This window comes from Fructilactobacillus sp. X2R5C2 (assembly GCF_059901375.1).
In genome coordinates this window covers 365,549-388,731 of the sequence record NZ_JBWXUX010000001.1, presented here as the reverse complement: position 1 = coordinate 388,731, position 23,183 = coordinate 365,549, and the positions used below count along the sequence as shown (strand labels likewise).

At 43.4% G+C, this 23,183-nt stretch carries 20 protein-coding genes; 14 read left to right on the top strand and 6 right to left on the bottom strand.

Annotated features, from left to right (window positions below; all coding sequences use genetic code 11):
* The first annotated feature begins 169 nt into the window (after positions 1-169).
* From AC6UD2_RS01985 to AC6UD2_RS01940, 10 genes are all read left to right on the top strand, one after another.
* Entirely contained in the window at positions 170-685 is a 516-nt protein-coding gene (locus AC6UD2_RS01985; RefSeq protein WP_500697866.1) for a sigma-70 family RNA polymerase sigma factor, read from the top strand.
* A gap of 68 nt (positions 686-753) precedes the next feature.
* Positions 754-957: a DUF1659 domain-containing protein gene (locus AC6UD2_RS01980; RefSeq protein ID WP_500697865.1), complete on the top strand. Its 204-nt coding sequence runs from the start codon at positions 754-756 to the stop codon at positions 955-957.
* Positions 958-971: 14 nt separating this feature from the next.
* Complete coding sequence (locus AC6UD2_RS01975) at positions 972-1,208, top strand: DUF2922 domain-containing protein (protein ID WP_500697864.1); 237 nt, start codon at positions 972-974, stop codon at positions 1,206-1,208.
* Positions 1,209-1,401: 193 nt separating this feature from the next.
* The gene (locus tag AC6UD2_RS01970) at positions 1,402-1,662 is read left to right on the top strand and encodes a hypothetical protein (protein WP_500697863.1); all 261 of its coding nucleotides are present in this window, start codon (positions 1,402-1,404) and stop codon (positions 1,660-1,662) included.
* 10 nt (positions 1,663-1,672) lie between these two features.
* Positions 1,673-2,461 carry a linear amide C-N hydrolase gene (locus AC6UD2_RS01965; protein WP_500697862.1) on the top strand — a complete coding sequence of 263 codons (789 nt, stop codon included), beginning with the start codon at positions 1,673-1,675 and terminating at the stop codon, positions 2,459-2,461.
* Positions 2,462-2,546: 85 nt separating this feature from the next.
* Positions 2,547-3,695, top strand: coding sequence for a glycerate kinase (locus AC6UD2_RS01960; RefSeq protein WP_500697861.1), 1,149 nt, complete (start codon positions 2,547-2,549; stop codon positions 3,693-3,695).
* A gap of 71 nt (positions 3,696-3,766) precedes the next feature.
* On the top strand, positions 3,767-4,399 hold the full coding sequence (locus AC6UD2_RS01955) for a class A sortase (RefSeq protein ID WP_500697860.1): 633 nt from the start codon (positions 3,767-3,769) through the stop codon (positions 4,397-4,399).
* 154 nt (positions 4,400-4,553) lie between these two features.
* The gene (locus tag AC6UD2_RS01950) at positions 4,554-9,350 is read left to right on the top strand and encodes a mucin-binding protein (protein WP_500697859.1); all 4,797 of its coding nucleotides are present in this window, start codon (positions 4,554-4,556) and stop codon (positions 9,348-9,350) included.
* A 257-nt stretch (positions 9,351-9,607) separates the two neighbouring features.
* Positions 9,608-13,345 carry a mucin-binding protein gene (locus AC6UD2_RS01945; protein ID WP_500697858.1) on the top strand — a complete coding sequence of 1,246 codons (3,738 nt, stop codon included), beginning with the start codon at positions 9,608-9,610 and terminating at the stop codon, positions 13,343-13,345.
* A 497-nt stretch (positions 13,346-13,842) separates the two neighbouring features.
* Entirely contained in the window at positions 13,843-14,454 is a 612-nt protein-coding gene (locus tag AC6UD2_RS01940; RefSeq protein WP_500697857.1) for an LPXTG cell wall anchor domain-containing protein, read from the top strand.
* 91 nt (positions 14,455-14,545) lie between these two features.
* On the opposite strand, the gene AC6UD2_RS01935 is transcribed toward AC6UD2_RS01940, so the two are convergent.
* Positions 14,546-15,235 (bottom strand): hypothetical protein, encoded by a 690-nt coding sequence (locus AC6UD2_RS01935; RefSeq protein WP_500697856.1) that lies wholly within the window; start codon positions 15,233-15,235, stop codon positions 14,546-14,548.
* Positions 15,228-15,857, bottom strand: a complete 630-nt coding sequence (locus AC6UD2_RS01930; RefSeq protein ID WP_500697855.1) for a hypothetical protein — start codon at positions 15,855-15,857, stop codon at positions 15,228-15,230. Before AC6UD2_RS01930 ends, AC6UD2_RS01935 begins: the two co-directional genes overlap by 8 nt.
* Positions 15,858-16,038: 181 nt before the next feature.
* Here AC6UD2_RS01930 and AC6UD2_RS01925 point away from each other — a divergent pair, with 181 nt between their 5' ends.
* Positions 16,039-16,548, top strand: coding sequence for a type 1 glutamine amidotransferase domain-containing protein (locus tag AC6UD2_RS01925; RefSeq protein ID WP_500697854.1), 510 nt, complete (start codon positions 16,039-16,041; stop codon positions 16,546-16,548).
* A gap of 46 nt (positions 16,549-16,594) precedes the next feature.
* On the opposite strand, the gene pyrC is transcribed toward AC6UD2_RS01925, so the two are convergent.
* A complete protein-coding gene (gene pyrC, locus AC6UD2_RS01920) occupies positions 16,595-17,872 on the bottom strand; it encodes a dihydroorotase (protein WP_500697853.1) in 1,278 nt (425 codons plus the stop codon).
* Positions 17,873-17,874: 2 nt separating this feature from the next.
* Entirely contained in the window at positions 17,875-18,819 is a 945-nt protein-coding gene (locus AC6UD2_RS01915; RefSeq protein ID WP_500697852.1) for an aspartate carbamoyltransferase catalytic subunit, read from the bottom strand.
* Positions 18,820-19,202: 383 nt separating this feature from the next.
* On the opposite strand from AC6UD2_RS01915, the gene AC6UD2_RS01910 reads away from it, so the two are divergent.
* Complete coding sequence (locus AC6UD2_RS01910) at positions 19,203-20,144, top strand: dihydroorotate oxidase (protein WP_500697851.1); 942 nt, start codon at positions 19,203-19,205, stop codon at positions 20,142-20,144.
* 29 nt (positions 20,145-20,173) lie between these two features.
* Positions 20,174-21,406, top strand: coding sequence for an arginine deiminase (gene arcA / locus AC6UD2_RS01905; protein ID WP_500697850.1), 1,233 nt, complete (start codon positions 20,174-20,176; stop codon positions 21,404-21,406).
* 64 nt (positions 21,407-21,470) lie between these two features.
* Here arcA and AC6UD2_RS01900 read toward each other — a convergent pair whose 3' ends face one another.
* Together AC6UD2_RS01900 and AC6UD2_RS01895 are read right to left on the bottom strand one after the other, a co-directional pair.
* Positions 21,471-21,593, bottom strand: a complete 123-nt coding sequence (locus tag AC6UD2_RS01900) for a hypothetical protein (RefSeq protein ID WP_500697849.1) — start codon at positions 21,591-21,593, stop codon at positions 21,471-21,473.
* A 9-nt stretch (positions 21,594-21,602) separates the two neighbouring features.
* A complete protein-coding gene (locus AC6UD2_RS01895) occupies positions 21,603-22,178 on the bottom strand; it encodes a hypothetical protein (protein ID WP_039143426.1) in 576 nt (191 codons plus the stop codon).
* A gap of 121 nt (positions 22,179-22,299) precedes the next feature.
* Between AC6UD2_RS01895 and AC6UD2_RS01890 the strand changes: the two genes are divergently transcribed.
* Positions 22,300-23,148 carry a hypothetical protein gene (locus AC6UD2_RS01890; protein WP_500697848.1) on the top strand — a complete coding sequence of 283 codons (849 nt, stop codon included), beginning with the start codon at positions 22,300-22,302 and terminating at the stop codon, positions 23,146-23,148.
* Positions 23,149-23,183 lie beyond the last annotated feature (35 nt).

Below are 23,183 nucleotides of genomic sequence, written 5' to 3'. Positions count from 1 at the left end.
AAATTCATTTCCACTTTCTAGCTTAATATTACGACGTTAGCTCTTGCTAACGTCTTTTTTACGGCAAAAATCCCTCATTTTCCGTCATGGTAACGTTTTTCATCTGACCTTATGCTGATACTTGTGACAAAGGCCTTTGGATCAAACTACTTAAGGGAGATTCAATTTTATGAAAAACAAGCAAACCGCGTTTCAGTTCTTAATGGAAGGTGACCACGAAGTCATCGTGTTTGGGGTGCTCAAACGCTTGGGCATCCGTCCATTTTGCGATCAGTATCAGGATTTAGTGTCGGAGGGCCGATTGGCGTTTGTGGACGCATACGACCGGTATCCAGGAGATTGTAACGACGAAAAGAGTCGGTTGAACTTCATCTATCAAGGCGTCTACTGGCACATCATGGATATATTGAGAAGGGAGCGGAGACAGAATTCTCACATTGATGTGGAAACTAGTGAAGATGTGGACGTCATTGCCACAAATGATGAGAACATTGAAAGTCGGGTCGTCTTGGATGGAATTTTGGCTCAATTGGATGATCGCGAATGTCAGATGATTGGCGGGTTATACAATGGACAGTCGATGACGTCGATTGCCAGCGAACTCCATGTTTCCCGCAAAACCCTGTACCAATGGCGGAAACGAATTATTAAAAAGATCGATTGGGGTAACACATTTGCCGGCTGATTCGTTTCTAGTATGTGTAAGGGGTTGGCCAACTACCTTAACAAAATAAATTTTAGAGGATGGAAAAAATGAAAAGAAATTGGATGAAGACAAGCGCAACATACACACTGGCAGAAGACGGTCACGCTGACGCCAAGCACACCTTCAACAACCTGGTGCAAAACGTTTCAGAAGATCAAATCAAACAGTTTGGTGTGATTTTGGCAGAACTATCCGGTGCCAAATTTAAGAAAGCCACCTTAAGTTCCACCGACACGTTAGACGCTGAATAATTAGGAGGATGAAGATGAGAAATTTAGAATTAGTTTTTAAATCAGACGAAAACAAGGTCAAAACCATTAAGTTGAGCTACGCTTCCAGCACACTAGGGGAAGCAGTTGTGAAAAACGCAATGGATCGCATTGCCAAGCTCGAAATGTTTCAAAAGGACGGGGTGAACTTGTACAACACGCCAGTTTGTGCCCGTTACGTTGAGATTAAGAAGTATCCGATCTACCAAGCACCGGTACCAGCGACTAAATAAGCCTGCGGGTTACGAAAAGCACTTCACGAAATGTGGAGTGCTTTTTTACATAGCGGTACATTGTTGCGGTTGCGTCACAGATTTTATTGAAGTGAAATGGCGTGATGGCACCAATGTGTTGGAAAGATTGCCTTTGAGCCGTGCACTTCACTTTCGTTTTGTTAGTGTTGAAAGCACGTAAGGAGCGACATCAATGAAGAAGACAATTAAATATGTGATTCTCGGAGTCATCGCCATCTTAGTCGTCGTGGTGCTGGGACTATTTTTCCTGTTTCACGACGAATTATCCACGCTGAATTCCGTCAAAGAGGTTAACGGATATCCAATGTACGAGATGACGTACAAGAACGACTATGGCTTAGATAAATTGCTGAAAAAGGGTGCGTCCAACGATCAGGAGCTGGTTCAGTTTGCGTCGAAACAGTTACTAAAGGGGACTACCACTCAAGATTGACATTCCGAAGGTGGCCTGCACGACCTTTTCGGCCACCACGCCTAACGGGCAACATCTATTTGGCCGAAACTTTGACCTTGAGTATTCCCCGTCAATGGTGGTTAAGACCGCACCAAAAGACGGCTACAAGAGTATTTCAATGGTGGACCTGAAGTTTCTCGGACTCGATAAGCAGGCCATGAATCATTTTTCTGACAAGGTGATTTCCCTAGCTGCACCGTACATCCCCTTTGACGGTATTAACGAAAAAGGGGTTAGTGCGGCCGTCCTGTGGGTGCCAGACAAGGTTACCAATCAACAAACTGGCAAACCAGATATCACCACTAGTGTTGCCATTCGCATGATTTTAGATAAGGCGAAGGACACGAATCAGGCAATTGCCTTACTGAAGAAGTACGACATGCACGCGTCGGCGGACGGCTGTTACCACTTCCAACTTAACGATGCTAAGGGTCACAGCGCTGTGGTGGAGTATGAGAATAACAAGATGTCAGTCATTCCGCAGACCGGTAATCACCAGGTCTTGACCAATTTTTATGAGACGCCTGGAAGTAAGTATCATCATGGAATCGGCTTTGATCGCTACAACGTGGCCAATGATTATTTGAATCAAAGTCACGGGATTGAGACCGAGAAACAGGGACTTCAGCTGTTAAACGACGTGCACGATGGTCCGCACATGCCCTACAAGGACGATGATCCAACACAGTGGACGGTTCTTTATAATAATTCTAAAAAGACGATGACGGTGGTGACCGGTGCTAATTTTAAAAAGCAGTATCACTACCACGTTAATTAATTAAAGCACTTCATTTGATATGAAGTGCTTTTTTTGTGCGTTATAATTTAACTATTGAAGAAACGAATTTGAAAGGAGGAATTGTATGAGTTTACGGTTTGTTTTAGCACCAGATTCATTTAAAGACAGCATGACCGCCAAGCAGGTGACAAATGCGATGGCGGCGGGAATTACCAACGTGGATCCATATGCCCGCATTGATAAAGTTCCGATGGCTGACGGTGGTGAAGGGACCGTTGACACGCTGGTCGATGCGACCCACGGAAAGAAGATTAACGTGACGGTCGATGGCCCGATTCCTGGTCAAAAGGTGGAATCGTTTTTTGGGATGCTGGGTGACGGAAAGACCGCGGTGATTGAAATGGCGAAGGCTAGTGGACTGGAACTTATTCCGGAAAACCGCCGCAATCCGATGGTGACCACCACGCTAGGTACTGGTGAACTGATTCGGGCGGCCCTTGATTTTGGTGCCCAAAAGATCATCATCGGTATTGGCGGAAGTGCCACCGTTGATGGTGGTGCGGGCATGGCGATGGCCCTTGGGGTCAGGTTCATGGATGAAAACGGAAAGGTTATCATTCCAAACGGATCGTCGATTGGTCGAATTTCCGATATCTCCGTTGCCGGTCTTGATCACCGAATTTCTGAGACTGAATTTGTGGTGGCTTCTGACGTCACCAATCCGTTGGTTGGAAAAAACGGAGCCGCACCCGTCTTTGGCCCACAAAAGGGCGCTAACTCGAGTCAGGTGGTTCAGTTAGATGATAATTTGCGAAGTTACGCCCACGTTATTTATGATAAGTTAGGTGTCGACGTGACCAATATTCCTGGCAGTGGAGCCGCTGGTGGTGTTGGCGCTGGTTTGCTGGTATTTACCAAGGCTAAACTTCGTCCTGGTATTGAGATTGTTGAAGAAGCCGTTGGACTGGAAGAAAAAATTAAACAGGCCGACTGCGTATTTACCGGTGAGGGCAGCATTGATTCACAGACGAAGTTCGGCAAGGTGCCCTTTGGCGTGGCTAAGCTCGGAAAGAAGCACCACAAGCCAGTCTTTGTCGAGACAGCCCACATTGGTGATGGGATTGGCGATCTCTATGACGCCGGCATTTCCACCGTTATCGACATCCTAAGTGGGGTAACACCCATGGCGGAAGCACTCGAACGGGGACCTGAAAATATTGAACGCACCACTGAGAATATGATAAGAATTATCAAAGCCAGTTCAAAACTTTAATTTTAAAACAAAAATAGGGTAGAATAAACGCATGGAGTAGTGGAATACGTTTATGAAATGGCGGTAGGAAAATGAAGAAATTTTTGGGAAACCTTCTCATTGTGATCCTAGTAGTGGTCGGACTGGGACTGGTTTTTAACTCACAGATTACGTCGTGGTGGGTTGGATACCAAGGAGGACAGAAGGCTAGTAGTATTACTAAGCAGGAAGCGAAACGTGGCAATCAGCGTAAGGGTGATTACAACTTCAGTAACGTGAAGGCGGTCGACGAGAACGCCATCATGAAGAGTACGAAAGCCAAGCAGTCCCCAGCGATTGGTCGGATTAAGATCCCCGATCTCAAGGTGGATTTGCCGATCTTTAAGGGTCTAAACGACGATGACCTGACGATTGGAGCTGGCACGATGAAGATGGATGAGAAGATGGGCGAGAAAAACTACGTCTTAGCTGGCCATCACATGAAGAACCCTGACGTGCTGTTTTCGCCGTTGTCGCGAGCAAAGGTGGGGCAGAAGATCTACCTCTCGAATCCTAGTAAGAAATACACCTATAAAATTACCAGTAAGAAAATTGTCTCGGAAAATGACATTTCGGTGATTAATGATAATGGTAACCAAAAAGAAATCACACTAGTGACGTGTGCTTCTGGCAATCCTGGTGAGACGCGCCGTTTGATTGTGTCTGGTGAATTAGTGAAATCTTAATATAAAAAAGTCCTCTAAATTAGAGGACTTTTTTATTGGGATAATTACTTAAAATGTTTGAATTATTATATTGTTCCCTTTACAATAAACCCGCTTTACGGGTATGAATTATGTTTAATTGTGTAACTTTAATTTTGATATTAGGGGGAATTTTATGTACGTGGATTCAAAAAAACATTTTAAGATGTATAAAGCCGGAAAGAAGTGGATGGTAGCGGCCATTGTCACTGCATTTGCCGTTGGTGGACTAACCATTGGGGCTAATGCGGATACGATGGTTTCGTCCAATTCCTCATCCGACGTGTCAACAAGTGAACAGTCGCAACAAACTACATATACGGCTTCTACGAAGAATGCCGATGCGGAAGACGATCAATCTCATAATGTTACGTCGTCAGGCAATTCCAATCAAACGACGAAGCGGGATACTTCAAAGCCGGGCGATCAATCACCAGGTGCGAAATCACAGAACCAAGGTGATGATCAATCGAACCAACCGGCATCGAAATCGCAGCCAGATCAAAAGCAGAGTAACGATCAATCCAGTCAAACTAAAGCAGGTCAAGAAGCAAATGTTGGACAAAAAAATGATTCAGTAAAAGATGAAAATAATACTAATGGTTCTAATCATCAGTCCAATCAGGAAGACAAGCAATCATCTGATCAGAGTGACTCTAGTAAGGTTAATCCAAAGCAAAAACAAGGTCAGGTCCCACAAACTAACCAGAGCAACTCTGATGATAAGACTGCTTCTCAAAATGATCAACCGAAAAGGAAAACCCAGGATAAATCAGTTAAATCTGATCCCCAGCCGGCCACTAATCAACCAGTTTCTGGGCAAAAAAATAATACCCAATTAACCAGTGAAAATACCAATAGTAATTTGCCAAGTGGAATAAAGATTACCAGTAATCAAGTTAGTGCTCCATCGAACAACAACTTTAATCAATTTGGCAATTTAGATATTAGTAATAACGTTTCGGTCACAGACGCAAACGCCACCATTAATCCGGGTGACAAAATCAGGTTTAACATCGCTCATGATGCCGATTCCAATGGTAATGGCATGATGAAGAAGGTCATTAATTGGAATCGAGTTGCCATGACGGGTGGTACTGACTATGGCCATTTAGAAGTCAATGGCGATACCGGTCAGGTCTTTTATGTTTTTGATAAAACCGTTCAGCTCGCAACAAGCGGATTTGAATTTACTTTAAACGTGCCATTTCAAGCTGACTCAAGTGTGCCACGTGTTGATACTAACTATTCCTCTGACTTTCAGCAGGGCAACGCGACTTATCAACTAGGTAATTTTTCCTATGGTTACACGGCTTCTTCCAATCTATCAGCGCCAAACCAAGCTCAAGCTCCTGGTTTGAGAGCCGGACAAGATGGAAGTGGCGACTATGCGGGCGTCTCAACATATGACGGGCCCAATGCGAATAATCCGGTTGCAGGTTCCGATCATGCGCATTCGATCTTTGATCCAAACAAGGGTGACCATCCCAGTTTTACCAACGTTTTGTATCCTAATACTGATCCAGATAGTAATCTCAATAATCTAACTGGCAGAACGTGGACCGTTGATGTTAAAGGGAATAAGGCTTCCTTTGACCTAAATGGTTTACGGTTTGGAATTCCACAAGCCAACCTTCCCTCATCAGTAGCATGGGCTGGAAAGTACGCTGGTCAATGGATTACGTTAGGTCAGTTGAGACAAGTTTTACCTGGTATGCAGGTTCAAATGAAGCAAATTAGTTCAGATAACGCACGGTTAGCGCTCATCTTTCCCAATGATGTTGGAATCCAGGATCTACAATTCACGGGTAATTTAGTTGCCCCAGACGTTGGTGGCACTTATTCAGTCAACTTTGGCTACCACGATGATCAGGGAACTCATTTCAACAATATTCCCATGACGCTTTCCTATCGAACTAATAAGCAACATGGCTTTTTCCCGTCCGTTGCGGCCAGTGACAAATCCCTTAATGCCGACACCTTTGACGTTAATAATTTAAATCGTTACTTGTTAGATGGTGTGAATGTTCAGGATGGTACTAATAATGATAAGCTGAAAATTTCTGATGACTCAGACTTAAGAAATGCGCTGATTGAACATCAGGCTGGGGTTTATAACGTGACATACGAAACGACCAATTCGCTTGGCCTAGCAAGTTATCAGACGGTTAGTGTGACGGTTGCCGTCAGTCAGAATGTCACGGATTCAACGACGGGGACTACCACCATCCATTACAATAATAATAATTGTAACCAGGTTGCTCCTGACAAGGTCATTAACGCCCATTTCACGCGGACAGGTAAAAGAGATCCTTTAACAAACAATGTTACTTGGGATGACTGGGATAGTGATGATAGTGGCTATGACATCATTCCTCCGACTGTGAAGTTTATGACTCCCAATAAGATTCATGTTAGTGGGGATGTCGTGGCGAACGAACATAATTTCGAGACGGTTGTTTATTCTGGCATGACGAAATTGGTAACCGATGAAGGTCGGGGCCAAAGGAAAATTTATTACGTTGATAGGAACGGTAAGGAAATTGCTCCAAGTAAGACCGTAACGGCCGATTTTACTCGAACTGGCCTTAAAGATCTCTTACTTAACGAAATTATGTGGAACAATTGGACTAGTAATGATAATCACTATGACGTTAGTTTGCCTGCCATTGATGGCATGGCATCTGGTAAAGATGGCGTTAGCGGAACGATCACATTGAATGAAAATGATACTGATAATGTGGTTTATATCGATAATACCGAACCAGTAAGTGATCATGCCACGGCTCAAAGGACCATTCATTATATTGATGGTAATGGCAATGAAATCGCTCCAAGTAAAATTGTAACGGCCAACTTCGTTCGTACTGGAACGAAGAATCTGCGAACCGATGACATTGCATGGAACAATTGGACCAGTAATAATGATCGTTATGACATTAATTCAGCAACTGTTGACAACATGACGCCTGGTCAACGACGTATAAGTGGTGTGCTGACTCCTGGTGAGAGAAATTCAGAAAACGTGATTTATTCTGATAATACGAAACAGATCACTGATGAAACAACTGGACAAAAGGTAATTCGTTATGTCGATGGTGATGGCAAGAAGGTTGCTCCAAGTAAAACCGTGATGGCCGACTTTACCAGAACAGGTATTAAAGATCTACGAACCGGAGATATTACCTGGAATAAATGGAATAGTAATCACTACAATGCAACCTCCCCGTCAGTTGATAACATGACACCAAGCCAGCAGCAAATTAGTGGGACATTATCTCCGAATGAAGATGATTCGAAAACCGTGGTCTATACCGATAATACTGAACCAGTGAATGATCAAACGACTGGTCAGAAGACGATTCATTATGTCGATCGCGACGGTAAAGAAGTTGCCCCAAGTAAAACAATTACTACCAATTTCCATCGAACTGGTATAAAGGATATGAGAAGTGGAAATATCACTTGGAATGACTGGAGTAGTAATGATAACCACTATAACTTTACCTCACCATCTGTTGATAACATGACACCAAAGAGTCAGCAAGTTAATGGGACGTTGTCTCCTAATGAGGATGATTCGGGAACCGTGGTCTATACCGATAATACTGAACCAGTGAATGATGCAACTACTGGTCAGAAGACGATTCACTATGTCGATCACGATGGCAAGAAGGTTGCCTCAAATAAGACCATGACGGCCAACTTTACCAGAACTGGCATTAAAGATCTAAGAACCAACCATACGAATTGGAACGATTGGAGTAGTAGTGATAACTACTACAATGTAACCTCCCCATCAGTTGATAACATGACACCAAAGAGTCAGCAAATTAGCGGGACGTTGTTTCCTAATGAGGATGATTCGAAAACCGTGGTCTATACCGATAATACTGAATCAGTGAATGATGCAACTACTGGTCAGAAGACGATTAATTATGTCGATCACGATGGCAAGAAAGTTGCCTCAAGTAAAACCATTACTACCAATTTTCATCGAACTGGTGTAAAGGATATGAGAAGTGGAAATATCACGTGGAACAATTGGATTGATAATGACAACCATTATAATGTGACTTCGCCGGCAGTCGACAATATGACGCCTAACGAGCAACATGTTAGTGGAACGATCGCTTTAAATGAAAATGACTCCGAAAAGGTGGTTTATACCGATAATACAAAGCAAATTACCGATAAAGTTGGCGGTCAAAATGTCATTCGTTACGTCGATGATAATGGTAAAAAAGTTGCTCCAAGTAAGACCGTAACGACCAACTTCATTCGTACTGGAACGAAGGATTTGTTAACCAATAACATCACGTGGAACGATTGGACTAGTGAGAATGCTAGCTATGATGTTACTTCGCCGGCAGTCGACAATATGACGCCTGATAAAGAACGGATTAGTGGGACGTTGATGCCAGACGAAAGTAGTTCAGAGGACGTGGTTTATACCAAGAATCATTCTGAAGAAAGTAAAACGACTTTAGCTCATCCAACTAATGGTGATAGTAGCGACCCCGTTCCAAGTCAAAACGATCATCATGATGATCCAACTCCAAATAAAAATAAGAGTGATCATTCCACGAATTTTGGTGGTAAGAAACGAAGTCAAATTGCTCCAAAGTTTGATAAATCCAACGGAGGTTTTGTTAATAAAATTACGGAACCCCGTACGTCACGGATCGTTCATCCTGATCAAGTCCGTCAACAAAAGCATGTTTCTCAGACACCCCTTAAAGCAACGATCCAATCAAACCGAGAAGAAAAGACGGCAAAAAATAATCCGATTATCCGTAAGAATAAGGCCCAGTTGCCACAAACTGGCCAAAGTTCCGATAACTTCTTAAGTACTATTGGGACAATGTTGCTGTCACTGCTTGGCTTTGTTGGATTAGGAAAATGGTTTAAGGACCGAAAAGAAACCAAGTGAGTATGCGATCAAAAAATATGAGAGGTTCATAAGGTTAGAGGTCAACATCTACGTAGGGTGTTGGCCTCATTTTTATAATTTATTAATAAAAAAATAAATTGTTTAAAGTAAAATCATGATATACTAAACTTTCTAACTTAATTTTTATAATTGTCTTTTTATATAATTAAGATGATTGAATTGTTAGATGACTAAATTTATAATGTAACCTCACTAGGAGATCAGAAGCATGATTGTGAGAGTAAAGGGGGATTTTTATGTACATGGATTCAAAGAAACGTTTTAAGATGTATAAAGCCGGGAAGAAGTGGATGGTGGCAGCCATTGTTACCTCATTTACCATTGGCGGATTAACCATTGGGGCGAGCGCTGATACGACAGTTCCATCGAATGCGTCGAGCGCTACAGCGGGTGAAAAGACCCAAGAAACGACTGAGAAGACGCTAACTAAGTCGGCTGATTCGACAACGGGTCAATCTGAAGACGCTTCGGCAACCAGTAGTGCTAGTCAAACTGATCATCACGATCAGGCTCAATCAGATGATTCGTCTAAAGCGGCTGATCAGGCAACCCAACCAACTTCGAAATCACAATCAGAATCGCAGGCGGAACCAAAGAATCAAACTGATCAATCAGATCATCAGACCCAACAACCGTCCACTCAGAATTCAAGTGCGGATCAAGCCAAGGATAAGAACACGCAATCCGACCAAGCTAATCATCAATCAACTCAATCAGCTAATGATGAAAATCACCAAGCTCAACCAACCGATTCGCAGGTAGATAACGCAAATCGTCCTAATCAGAATACCCAAAAGCAACAGGCATCTGATGAAAAGCAGCCCGAGACGGCTAAAAAGGATGGTCAAACGATTCATCAAACCGATGTCAACTCGCAACCGGATCAGGACAAGCCGAAGGAGCAGACTGATTCATCTGATCAAAATAATGATCAAAAACAGTCTACTGACCAACCAGATCAAGGACAAAAACAGGCAACTAACAATACTAAACTAGCCAGTGAGGAGCCTAATAGTAACTTGCCTAAGGGATTAGCCATTACCAGTGACCAAATTAGTGCCCCATCTAGCAACAATTTTAACCAATTTGGGACCATGGTCATCAGCAATCACGTTTCGGTTAATGATGCTGACGTCACAATTAATCCTGGTAACCGGATCGTCTTTAACATTGCGAATAGTGCAGACGCTGGTAGTGACGCTTTGATGAAGAAGGTCATTAATTGGAACCGGGTTTCTATGACCGGTGGCACTGACTATGGTCACTTAGAGGTGAACGCTAATGATGGACAGGCTTACTACGTTTTTGATAAGACGATTCGTTTAACAACCGGGATGTTCTCCTTTACTTTGAACGTTCCGTTTCAAGCTGATCCAAGTGTGCCACTTGTAGGAGTTAATTTCTCCTCTGAATTTCAACAGGGGAACGCGACTTATCCGCTAGATCAATTCTATTATGGTTACGTGGCTTCCTCCAATATTCCATCGCCTAACCGAGTTCAGGCTCCTGGATTGAGAGCTGGATTAGGTGGAAATGAGTATGCCGGGGTTACTTCGTATGATGGATCAACCGCTAATAACCCAATTGCGGTAAGTAACGGGACCTCAATGTTTGATCCAACACGGGGTGATCGTCCTAGCTTTACCAATGTTTTGTATCCAAATGATGATCCAGATGGGAACCTCAATAATTTGACTAACAGAACCTGGACCGTCGACATCAAGGGAAATGGAGCTTCTTTTGATCTAAATGGTTTGCGTTTCGGCATCCCACGTGCTGGCTTGCCATACTCAGTATCATGGGCTGGTAATTACGCTGGTCAATGGATTACGTTAGACCAGTTGAAACAAGTTTTACCTGATATTCAGGTGCAAATGGATCAAATCAATTACAATGAAGCACGATTATCATTGATATTTCCGAATGGAGTTGGGATCCAGTACCTCCAATTCACGGGTAACTTCGTCGCACCCGACGTCAGTGGCAAGTATGCGGTTAATTTTGGTTACCATGACGATCAGGGGACTCGTTCAAACAACAGTATTGATATGAACCTTGCTTATCAAGTTAACAATGAACACGGTTTCTTTCCGACCATTACGGCCAGTGATAAGTCCTTGAATGCCGACACCTTTGATATTAATAACCTCGATCATTATTTATTAGATGGAACGAGCGTTAGTGATGTGCAGGACGGAACTAACAAGGACGCAATTAAGATCTCTGACGATGCCGCTCTAAGGAGTGCGATTATTAATCATCAAGCCGGGACTTATACCGTGACATATCAGACGACCAACTCCCTTGGACTGACGAGTTATAAGTCAATTAGTGTGACGGTTTATGTCAGCCAGGATGTGACTGATTCAACAACAGGTACCACTACCATTCATTATGTTGATCAAAATGGCAAGGAAGTGGCGCCTGATAAGGAGATTAAGGCTGATTTCACACGAACCGGTAAAAGGGATCCCCTAACGAACGATGTAACTTGGGGTGGCTGGGATAGCGATGATAGTGGTTATAACATTACTTCTCCCACCGTTGCCGATATGACGCCAAATATGATCCATGTTAGTGGCAATGTTCTTCCAGATGAAGATAATTCGGTGACCGTTGTTTATTCCAATAACACGGAGCAGGTCACTGATGAAGCAACTGGTCAAAAGAAGATTCGTTACGTTGATCGGAATGGCAATAAGGTTGCCTCAAGTAAAACGATAACGGCTCATTTCACGCGAACTGGTACTAGAGACGTTAAGACGGGGAACATTACCTGGGGTGATTGGACTAGTGATGATACGCATTACGACGTTACCTCTCCAGTAATTGACAACATGACTCCCGATAAGAGTCGGGTTAGCGGAACGATCACAATGAACGAAAATGATTCGGAAAACGTGGTTTATACCGATAATACGGCACAGGTTTCTGATCAAACAACTGGTCAGAAGACCATTAATTATGTTGATTCTGACGGCAATAAAGTCGCTCCAAGTAAGACGATAATTGCCCACTTTACGCGGACTGGGACCAAGAACATGCGCACTGGTAACGTCACATGGAATGATTGGACCAGTAATGACAACCACTATGAGATTACTGTTCCAGTAGTTGATAACATGACTCCGGATAAGCAGCAGGTAAGTGGGACATTGACGCCCGATGAAAATGAGACCGAAGACGTGGTTTATTCAAACAACATGGAGCAGATTTCTGATCAAACGACCGGTCAGAAAACGATCCATTATGTTGATTCTGACGGCAAAGAAGTCGCTCCAAGTAAGACAGTAACCGCTCACTTCACCCGAACCGGAACCAAAGATTTAAGAACGGGGAAGATCGAGTGGAACGATTGGACTAGTACCAGTGATTACTATGAGATCATGTCACCGACAATCGCCAACATGACACCTGATAAGCAACGGGTAAGTGGCACTTTGGTACCTAATGAGGATGACACTGAGAACGTTGTGTACTCTAAAAATGAACCCGAAGCAACTAAACCAACACCCAATGAAAATGGATCACATCCATCGACCCCTGACCATCAAAATGGTGGTAACGGTGGTAATGAATCAAATTCAGGTGAGAATAATAACTCTAATGATAATGGGTCCACTACTAACGAGAATGGAAACAATCAGGATATGACGCCTGAAGCAAATTCCAATTCCAATTCTTCCCAAGGTATGAAACCGACGGAAAATTCCAAGACGTCAAAGGAATCGTCTACTAATAAACAGCAGTCCAGTAAAAGTACTCCAAGGGTTCCCACTGAATCAACGCAACAGCAAAGACCAAAGGGAACGGTTGTAAATTCCAACCAGACTAAAACTGGTAAAAAGAATCAGTTTCCACAGACTGGCGAAAGAAGTCACTCTATTTTAGTCGCAATCGGAGGATTCCTATTGGCTCTTGCTGGAATGCTTGGATTAGGTCAGTGGTTCAAAAGACGGAAAAAGTCGCAATAAACAGTTAAATTGAATAAAATCATCTAAAATGACCAATGTCGAATAAGTCGATGTTGGTCTTTTTTTGTGCTGATTTTCGTGAAAATAAAAAATTTTTGAAAAAATATTTTGTGAATTTTACTTACTTAAAATGGGTGGGGAACGGTTGAGAATAAGTCAATTGCGGGCAATAGAGTAAAGCACATGCTACTAGACTTAATTAATTTAGAACCGCTCTTTTAACATATCAAGTCTAATCGCCGCGAAATTAGGATATAAAATGATTAGTTTTTTTAGATTGAAATTCCAATATCGGGAATTCGATAATAGTCATGTGAAACTAGACTTTTTCCAGTCCTTTAACATACTAATTCTTACTTTAGAAAACATCTTTATTAGTATGATTTATACGATTTGTGAATAATATTCAGGGGTTGAATGCCGTTATCATCATGTTTACAATGTTAATTGTGAATATATAAACATCATTTTAAGCGGAAGGTCAAAGTAAGTTGGATATGACTACTAAATCAAACCAAAATGACACAAATCAAATGAAATCTGATCAAATGACTAACCAAACTAATCAAGTAAAAACTGAACAAGATCAAGCTGCAAATGCTTACCAGAAGCAAAATGCACAAGCTAATAATCAACATGCAGTGGTGAATGAGGCAGATAATCCAATTACACAAAACCACAACGGTGGTAGCAGCAATGGAGATACTCCCGTTGCCCCTAAGCAACCTGTAACACCAAAGCAACCGTCAAATAATGGTGGATTTTCCATTGTTCCAAGTAATAATGGGCAGAACGTTCCAGAGACACCAAAGATGCCGGCTGCTAAGCCAAGATTTCTAACTAACAATGGTGGTACTTCAGTTGCGCCTACTCCAAATGGTCACAAAGAAGTTGCGGTTACTAAGAAGTCCTCTAATCAGATGATTTCTGAACCGCAGAGTAAGCGAGCCATTCACAAAGTGACAAATTCATCACAAAGTAACATTAAGAAGAGTAAGAAAATTTTGCCACAAACAGGTGAAAATGATTCCATCGTTCTTGAACTAATTGGATTAGGCTTTATTGCTCTTGCTGCTTTCATGATTATTGAGAAGTTGGATCGTAAATAATTGCTTTCAATGTTTAAATACGTGAAATCTTTCCACCAAAATCTAAATTAGGACAAAAAAACAACCTTCAGAATTTTCTGAAGGTTGTTTTTTATTGATCCCACTTGGTTACTAGCGAATGACCCACGGTCACAATTGGTTGGTAGCTCATGACCTGATTGGTCTTGGTGTTGTAGAGAACGTCACCCATTTTGTCGACGTTGTCGCCACCATTTTGATTGTACTTCGTGGCGTACGTTACGATGACGCGCACCTTTTTAATGGTGGCAGGACTGTTCGGGTTATCGTACATCTGTAAGCCAACCAATTTACTCTGAATTCCCATACTTTTAACCTTGTCCTTGGTTTTCCGGTTTCCTTGTTTGCCAAAGACTTTTTGGTTATCAGCATAACTAGGACTAATTAGCCCCGCTTCTCTTAAGACTTTTGGACGAGCGAGAAATTGTTCGTCATTGTCGTAGGTGTAAAAGATCTGGAAGAATTCATTGAGGTTCTTATACGTCGTGTCCGCACTCTTCTGATTTTGAAGAATACTGCCAGCCTTTTCGTTATCAGTGTTGAGAAGGCGGTCCTTGTAGTTCTTATTTAGTGAATTAAAACGTTGGTTGTACGTTTTCTGGTCGGCCGCTAGCGTTGCTTGGTTAGTATTGACCTGAGTGTTGATGGTATCGTTATGGATCATCAAGGTGAAGATGGCGAGCAGCATAACAACAATGATGATGAACATGATGGCAAGCACGCTGACGTTCCGACTGAGGTGGAACCCTTTGTTTTTAGCCATTGATTTCCTGACCTCCTAACGCAACAAACGAGTTGGTAAATGATTGGCCAACGAGCGTGGTCTTGTTCTTCTTAACGCTATAATTGACCACGTAGTTTAAGACGTTGGGTTTTTGCTTCTTTTTGGAAGCGAAGGTAATGGTAATCATGGCGTTATAAGACTGGGACTGATTATCGTAACGGGCATTATTGACGGAAATATCCTCAATTTTTTGATTGGCGTATTGCTTGTTTTGCCCCTTCTTACTTAGAATCGTTTTAATTAAGGCCGGATCAAAGTGATTTTTCTTCATTTGTTGACTAGCAGCTTGGCGTTGCTTGCTCGACTTTGCCGTGTATCCCATCTTCATGGCTTTTTCATAAACCTGGTCATTACTCTTCTGAATGGCAGTGATGTTGACACCGGTTTGGTGCTGTTTCTGAATCTTTTGCGCGGTTTTATTGGCGTTTAACGTATTGGTTTCCTGCTTGACCGTCTTAATCTTAGTCATAAGTTGTTGGTTCTGGGCCTTGGCGTGATGAGTTGAGACCAAGAGACACCCTAAAAGGATTGCCAGCACGACGATGGTGCAAGCAGCAACCGTGACAGCGATAAGGTGGAAGTCCCGTTTTTGATTGTTCATAGTTTTCCTCGAATTCTGGCAAATGTAGTTATTTTAATTATAACGGCTTTTATGTTGGGGTGTAAATCAAAATTCCATTAAGTTTAATTGACCACCAAATTGTGATGAAATTCTTAAGCAGAATGGTTTCCCTATGGTTCCGTTCAATGTTAAATTGTATCTAGTAAAGGAGTGATTAAAAATGGCTAAAGTAGCTGTATTAGTAACAAACGACGTTGAAGATGTTGAACTAACTTCACCAGTTGATGCCCTAAAGAAGGCTGGTCATGATATTACGATCATCGATCAAAAGGCTGGCGAAGAAATTACCGGTAAACATGGTCACAAGACCAAGGTTTATGCTGGCATTGCCGACGTAATGCCCGAAAACTTTGATGCCTTATTGGTTCCCGGTGGTTTTTCACCCGATCAACTAAGAGGTGACCCACGGTTTGTAAAGTTTGCTAGAAGTTTCTTGTTAGCTGACAAGCCAACGTTTGCGATCTGCCACGGTCCCCAATTGTTCATGCAAACTGGACTAGTTAAGGGTCGTACCATGACCGCTTACAAGACGGTTCAAACTGACATTTACTATGCTGGTGCAATCGTAAAAGATGAACCGGTAGTAAAGGATCATAATTTGATCACAAGTCGAACTCCAGATGATTTGGATCAGTTCAACGCTGCTATTGTGGAAGATTTGATTCAATAAAAAGATAGTAAAAATGCTTCACGTATTTAAATACGTGAAGCATTTTTTATTGGTCTTGATAAACCAATTTACCATGCGCAAAGGTCGTTAAATTCTTGGCATCAACTTGTTCACCAAGAAAGGGTGAGTTATGGCCCTTTGATTTCATGTTTTTAGTGGCAATCTGGTGTGGGTCGTTCAAATCCCAAACGGAGAAGTTGGCGTGATTGCCGATTTTAATTTCATTTTCGTTTGATAGGTTGAATTTAGCGGTTGGGGCACTACTCATCCACTTCAACAATTGGGGAAGGGTCACTTTCTTAGTTTTCACTAGCTGAGTGTAAAGGAGTGGAAATGCGGTCTCAATCCCAGTGATTCCGAAAGCCGCATCGTTAAAGGAGTGTTCCTTATCAGCACTGGTGTGCGGAGCATGATCGGTCGCAATCATGTCAATGGTGCCGTCGAGTAAGCCGGCTAGTAGTTCTGCGCGATCTTTTCTGGTTCGCAGGGGTGGATTCATTTTATACATGGGATCGTCAGCTTGGATCATTGAGTGGTCTAGCAGGAGGTGATGGGGCGTTACTTCAGCGGTGACGTTCACACCGTCCGCTTTGGCGCGCCGAATCAGTTCAACGCTTCTGGCCGTCGAGACGTGACAGACGTGGTAGTGAACGCCCGTTACCCGAGCCAATTCTAGGTCACGAGCAAGTTGGCTGGTCTCGGCTACTTCTGGAGCTCCCCTAAGTCCGAGCTTGTTTGACGCCGAGCCCTCGTTCATCACGCCTCCGTTCATTAACGCGTGGTCTTCGACGTGCGCCGCAAGTGGGAGACCAGTTTTCGCGATGGCTGTCATGGCGTCGTACATGGTTTTGGCGGTTTGGATGCCAACGCCATCGTTACTAAAAGCGACCGCTCCAGCCTTCTTCATCCCATCAAAGTCAACCAACTGATCCCCGCGCTCGTCGTAGGTCACTGGGGCGAACTGTTTCACGCTTATCACACCTTGTTCATCATTGTAATTAATCATCTGCTTCAACTTGTCAGGAGTGTTGGGCACCGGTGTAACATTTGGCATGGCACAAACGGTGGTATAGCCGCCGTGAGCGGACGCTTCACTTCCGGTTTTCACGGTTTCTTTGTCAGTCTGGCCTGGGTCTCTGAAGTGAACGTGGACGTCCACTAATCCGGGTAGCACGGTTTGACCACTGGCAGCGATGATTTGATCAGCTTGAGTTGGGTCAATGTGAGGGCCAATTTGGGCAATGATACCGTCGTTTAACAGAATGTCACGAGTTTGAAATTCAGAATCCTGAAAAATCATTCCGGCTTGAATTAAAGTTTTCATGGTTAGTCAATTCCCTCAATCTCGGCCTTGTTCACAATACCCTTGTTGACCAGTACGTCGGTTAAAATGGCCATCCGCATGTACATTCCGTTCGTCATCTGTTTGAAGATGCGGGACTTGTCGGCCTCAACTAGGTCAGAATCAATCTCAATCCCACGATTTACCGGAGCGGGGTGCATGATGATCGCGTGATCCTTCATGGTGTGGTAACGATCCTTGGTCAACCCAAACTGTTCGTGGTAACTGGCAGCGTCAAAATCCGCGAGTTCCTGTCCGAGGCGCTCTTTTTGTACCCTTAGTAACATCACAATGGCGGAGTTTTTGGCAAGTTCATCAACCGTTAAACGTTGGCCATAATCTTCAAACTTTTGATCGTACCACTGGTCAGGACCAGCAAATGAGACGTGTGCACCTAGTTTGGTTAGGAGTTCCATGTTGGAGCGAGCAACCCGAGAGTGGTTTAGATCGCCAATGATCCCAACGTTTAAATCCTTGAAGGTGCCGAATTCCTGATAGATTGTCATCATGTCCAGCAGGGATTGGGAGGGATGTTGACCACTGCCGTCACCACCGTTTACAATGCTAATTTTTAGATTTTCATCCAGTAATTTGCGGTAGTACTCGTTTTCGGGATGGCGAATTACCGCAATGTCAACGCCAATCGCCTGTAGGGTCTTGATGGTGTCGGCCAGAGTTTCACCCTTGGTGACCGAACTGGAGCCAGCGTTAAACTGCAGGACTTGGACTCCGAGGCGGCGTTCTGCCATTTCAAAACTGGTGTGGGTTCGGGTGCTATTCTCAAAAAAGAGGTTCATCGCGTAGGTGGGACGATTAAGGTGGACGGTCTTGCCACGTTGAAATAATTGGGCTAGTTTGATTTTATGTAGGACCTGATCTTCGTCCATGTCGGCTACCGTCACTAGGTCATGCTTGTAAGAATCTGTCATTTTATCCTCCTTGATTTCGATCCGTTCGATTCAGCGCATAAATAAAGGGCCTACTACCAATTAACGTAGTACGCCCATTTCTTGACATCCCAGTTAACTTTCCCATCTCTCTGGATCGGATTAAAGTAGCCTCTATTTATTGATAAACACTCTAACTAAATTAATGCGGAAAGTCAACTGCAATTTGGGGGTAAGGTGTCTCAGTTGACAATGACGGTCCCTTCCCGTTATGATAATAACAATCAATCTTTAATTGGTTCAGAGAAGCCAAAAGATTATCTATCTTAACTAAATAAATCGCAGCCACAATTATGACTTATGGGAACTTCTCTGAATGCCCTGGTCGTAGTTGTGGCTTTTTTATACCAAAGGAGTTATTGACCATGAATCACATTTCGATTTCGGCACGGATTGGCAACGAAACGTTTGAGCATCCCTTTGTCAACGCAGCGGGGGTCTTTGATGAGACAGAACAGGAAATGAACCAAATCTTAAACTCCGAAGCCGGTGGGGTCACCACCAAGAGTGCAACCTTGAAACCGCGGACGGGCAATCTCAAGCCACGATACGCGAATACGGAACTTGGCAGCATTAACTCCATGGGACTGCCAAATCAGGGTCTTACATACTATCTCGATTACATCGAGCATAACCAAATCGATAAACCAATCGATCTTTCCATTTCGGGAACATCTATTGGTGATGACATTGCAGCTTTAAAAGAGGTCCAAAAGAGTAATTTTAACGGTCTCTGTGAGCTGAATTTGTCGTGCCCCAACGTGGTTGGTAAACCGCAAATCGGTTACGACTTTGCGGCGATTGCGGCTGCCCTGAAAGCGGTCTTTAGTTTTTACACCAAGCCACTGGGAGTGAAACTACCGCCATACTTTGACCTGCAACAGTATGACGCCGTCAGCAAGATTTTAAATCAGTATCCCTTGACCTACATCAACACGATTAACAGCGTTGGTAACGGCCTCGTGGTGGACGCTGATACCGAGTCCGCTGTCATCAAACCCAAAGGTGGTTTTGGTGGCATCGGTGGTACTTACGTGAAGCCGATTGCCCTGGCTAACGTGCGGGCATTTCGACAACGACTGAATCCTGACATCAAAATCATCGGAACCGGTGGTGTTAGCACCGGAAAGGATGCCTTTGAACTCATTTTGTGTGGTGCTGACATTGTGGAAGTGGGAACGGCACTTCAAAAGGAAGGGCCCGAGATTTTTGCGCGGTTAGATTCCGAACTAACAAATTTAATGATTCACAAAGGATATCACCAATTATCTGACTTTCGTGGTAAACTTAGGGACAATCAAGACTAACAACAGCGTCACTTGAAGGGGAAGGTACTATGAAATCTGCGATTGAAGTAAACTCAGAGATTGGCCGATTGAAATCGGTATTGTTGCACAGACCCGGAAAAGAAATTGAGAACATCACACCAGCCACGATGAAGCGCATGCTGTTTGACGACGTTCCGTTTCAAAAAATTGCTGACGAAGAGCACGATTACTTCGCTCATCTTCTGCGTGATCAGGGAGTGGAGACGGTCTACATTGAGGATTTGTTGGAGGACGTTTTACAAGACGATGATGTCCGAGACGACTTTCTAACTACCTATTTGGCCGAACACTACTATACCGGTAACTCGGCGGAAGACATCAAGAAATACTTCGAGACCCTCTCGATTCACGAACTCGTTTCTACGATTTACGCTGGTCTGAGATGTGATAAGATTCACTTTGAGCATCCAAGTTTGCACGAAGTCGCGGGGCCGGATGCGGAAACGCCGTTCTTGTTGGATCCGTTACCGAATGCGTACTTTACGCGCGATCCGCAGGCGTCCATGGGATCGGGTTTGACGATCAACCGGATGACCTTTGAGGCCCGACGTCCAGAATCGCTGATTACCGAGTACGTGATGAAGTACCATCCTCGTTTTGCTGGAAAAATTGATGTATGGCTTGATCGCTACAATGACGCTCGGATCGAGGGTGGGGATGAACTGGTTTTAAACGACCACGTGGTTGCCATCGGTTGTTCACAAAGAACCTCAACTCGTTCCATTGAAAAGTTGGCTCATAAGCTGTTTGATGATCCCGACTCTCATTTTGACACCATCGTGGCGGTTGAGATTCCACATAACCACGCAATGATGCATCTGGATACGGTCTTTACCATGGTGAACTACGACCAGTTCACGGTTTTCCCGGGTATTATGCATGGTGGCAAGATGAACATTAACATCCTGCATCCTGGAAATGACCACACCATTAAAATGGAACATCGGACCAGTCTTCCCGCTACCCTAAAGGAGGTTCTGGGACTCTCTGAAATTGATCTGATGGAGACCGGTAACGGTGATCCAGTGGCTGCTCCACGAGAACAGTGGAACGATGGTTCAAATAACTTGGCCATTGCGCCCGGTGAGGTGGTAACCTACGACCGGAACTACGTTTCCATCAAGGTCATGAGGGAACATGGCATCAAGGTTCACGAGATTTTCTCATCCGAATTGTCCCGTGGGCGAGGCGGTGCGCGTTGCATGTCACAACCCATCATGAGGGAATCATTAAATAATTAAAAAATCACTAAAACAAAAGTGACCACACGGCAAACGTCGTGTGATCACTTTTTAAGTTTGAACCTTAAATTGCGTTTGAAATTTCACCAATTGGACCGGGAATTAACAGTACTAACATCATGCAGACGAGCAGTACAATTACAAGTACAATAGCAATCCCAATTATAATTTTTGTTGACTTGGGCATAATTTCCTCCTAATCATTTTTGATTAGATCAGTCAAAAGGATGAGCTCCCATGAATTAAAACACACAATCTCAATCTTTTTGAGTTTGATCTTGTGTTTCTCGTTTAAAATGGGATCGAACGGATCGTCGACCGCCCTTGAGATTAACGAGAATTTAGACTGTTTAAGATTTTTCATGTAACCGATGTAATCCTTCTTGTGGTGCTTCTTTCCCATTGTGACGACTTCAAAATTGACGCCGTTTTGGGAGAGATATTCCAAGATTTCTTGGAGTGGATTTTTAAAAGGAAGATCTTCGATTGCTTTAATTTGTGGTGTATCCTTGAGCCCATATTCGGTTGCAAGTGTACGATATTCAATCATTTGTTTCAGGTAAGGGGTTCCCGTATTAAAGACGGGGTTCTCCTTGGTAAGATCAACCAGTTCGTAGTTATCGAGCCGGCCTTCGAGGTCAATGGTTCTCATCAACGCGTACTGGTCGTTGTGCTTTAAAACGTAGCCAACGTCAAATTTGCTTTTGCGTTCATTTTCAAAGTATTCCACCATGGTGGTGGGTTTTAGTTCATCAATATCAATGTCTTCCATGTTCTCACCTCCTGGGCTCAAATTCATCATACCGAAACGCTCATGATAGTACAAACATTTAGAAAAACCGGCTGAAATGGGTGTAAAATAAAGATAAGAAAAACTAATAAAGAGGTAGTACATGCTAAAAAAACTTTTTAAGACACGTCAATTCAAAACATTATCACTGGAACTTACGGCGTATGCCTTTGTCATTTTGGATCTTCTCTACTATGATGCCTTTCACCTGGCAGCCGAGATTGGTCTAATTTTCATTTTTATGGCGGTGCCCATGGCTTTCTTCGAGAAGAACGGATGGGGAAGGCAATGGTCATGGCTAGCGGCTTCCACCTTAATCTGTGGAGTGGCGGCGTCCGTTATGGATCGGCCGTACTTTGTAATCGCCGTCCTGTTTTTCACGGCCGTCTATGCTTTCATGATCTATCACCCGATTCATTTGTATCCGAAGTTTTGGATGATGTTGATCTACTGGATGATTTTTATCTTGGGTTACAACGTCATCACGTGGATTGGGCAGAAGATCAACGTTGTGACCGAGAGCCATTCTCAACCCCTCAGTTCCAATCTAGAAATTATCGGCATTACGCTGGTGATCATGATACTTCTGACGGTTTTAGGGTACTTCTTGATGCACAAACAGTTGGAGCCACTACTGATCAAGAATAGTGTGATGTTCTGGATTAACGTAGTCCTGAATGCCTTACTGGTACTACAATCGGTTGTTGTAATTTTATGGTTAAAATTTGGTCCCGTTAATCTTCACTTTGGTCCTCATTCGATCATTGGTGGTTTTATGATGGTCGGCGGCGGTTTGATTGCCCTGGTCATCTACGTCGAGCTGGTTTTTATCATTGTTAACTCAGCCTGGGCCAGTCACACGATGGGAAAGTGGCAGATCGTAACTAGCTTTGTTTACCTTGATCTGGTGATGGTTTTTATCATGCTACTACTGGGAAATTCGCTAGTTTAAATTAAAATAGCAAAATAAAATGGCTTCACGTACCT

What these genes read in the sequence shown, in the direction of transcription:
- AC6UD2_RS01985 (WP_500697866.1), top strand. Translation starts at nt 170, where the DNA reads ATGAAAAACAAGCAAACCGCGTTTCAGTTCTTAATGGAAGGTGACCAC.
- AC6UD2_RS01980 (WP_500697865.1), top strand. Translation starts at nt 754, where the DNA reads ATGAAAAGAAATTGGATGAAGACAAGCGCAACATACACACTGGCAGAA.
- AC6UD2_RS01975 (WP_500697864.1), top strand. Translation starts at nt 972, where the DNA reads ATGAGAAATTTAGAATTAGTTTTTAAATCAGACGAAAACAAGGTCAAA.
- AC6UD2_RS01970 (WP_500697863.1), top strand. Translation starts at nt 1,402, where the DNA reads ATGAAGAAGACAATTAAATATGTGATTCTCGGAGTCATCGCCATCTTA.
- AC6UD2_RS01960 (WP_500697861.1), top strand. Translation starts at nt 2,547, where the DNA reads ATGAGTTTACGGTTTGTTTTAGCACCAGATTCATTTAAAGACAGCATG.
- AC6UD2_RS01955 (WP_500697860.1), top strand. Translation starts at nt 3,767, where the DNA reads ATGAAGAAATTTTTGGGAAACCTTCTCATTGTGATCCTAGTAGTGGTC.
- AC6UD2_RS01950 (WP_500697859.1), top strand. Translation starts at nt 4,554, where the DNA reads ATGTACGTGGATTCAAAAAAACATTTTAAGATGTATAAAGCCGGAAAG.
- AC6UD2_RS01945 (WP_500697858.1), top strand. Translation starts at nt 9,608, where the DNA reads ATGTACATGGATTCAAAGAAACGTTTTAAGATGTATAAAGCCGGGAAG.
- AC6UD2_RS01940 (WP_500697857.1), top strand. Translation starts at nt 13,843, where the DNA reads ATGACTACTAAATCAAACCAAAATGACACAAATCAAATGAAATCTGAT.
- AC6UD2_RS01935 (WP_500697856.1), bottom strand. Translation starts at nt 15,235, where the DNA reads ATGGCTAAAAACAAAGGGTTCCACCTCAGTCGGAACGTCAGCGTGCTT.
- AC6UD2_RS01930 (WP_500697855.1), bottom strand. Translation starts at nt 15,857, where the DNA reads ATGAACAATCAAAAACGGGACTTCCACCTTATCGCTGTCACGGTTGCT.
- AC6UD2_RS01925 (WP_500697854.1), top strand. Translation starts at nt 16,039, where the DNA reads ATGGCTAAAGTAGCTGTATTAGTAACAAACGACGTTGAAGATGTTGAA.
- pyrC (WP_500697853.1), bottom strand. Translation starts at nt 17,872, where the DNA reads ATGAAAACTTTAATTCAAGCCGGAATGATTTTTCAGGATTCTGAATTT.
- AC6UD2_RS01915 (WP_500697852.1), bottom strand. Translation starts at nt 18,819, where the DNA reads ATGACAGATTCTTACAAGCATGACCTAGTGACGGTAGCCGACATGGAC.
- AC6UD2_RS01910 (WP_500697851.1), top strand. Translation starts at nt 19,203, where the DNA reads ATGAATCACATTTCGATTTCGGCACGGATTGGCAACGAAACGTTTGAG.
- arcA (WP_500697850.1), top strand. Translation starts at nt 20,174, where the DNA reads ATGAAATCTGCGATTGAAGTAAACTCAGAGATTGGCCGATTGAAATCG.
- AC6UD2_RS01900 (WP_500697849.1), bottom strand. Translation starts at nt 21,593, where the DNA reads ATGCCCAAGTCAACAAAAATTATAATTGGGATTGCTATTGTACTTGTA.
- AC6UD2_RS01895 (WP_039143426.1), bottom strand. Translation starts at nt 22,178, where the DNA reads ATGGAAGACATTGATATTGATGAACTAAAACCCACCACCATGGTGGAA.
- AC6UD2_RS01890 (WP_500697848.1), top strand. Translation starts at nt 22,300, where the DNA reads ATGCTAAAAAAACTTTTTAAGACACGTCAATTCAAAACATTATCACTG.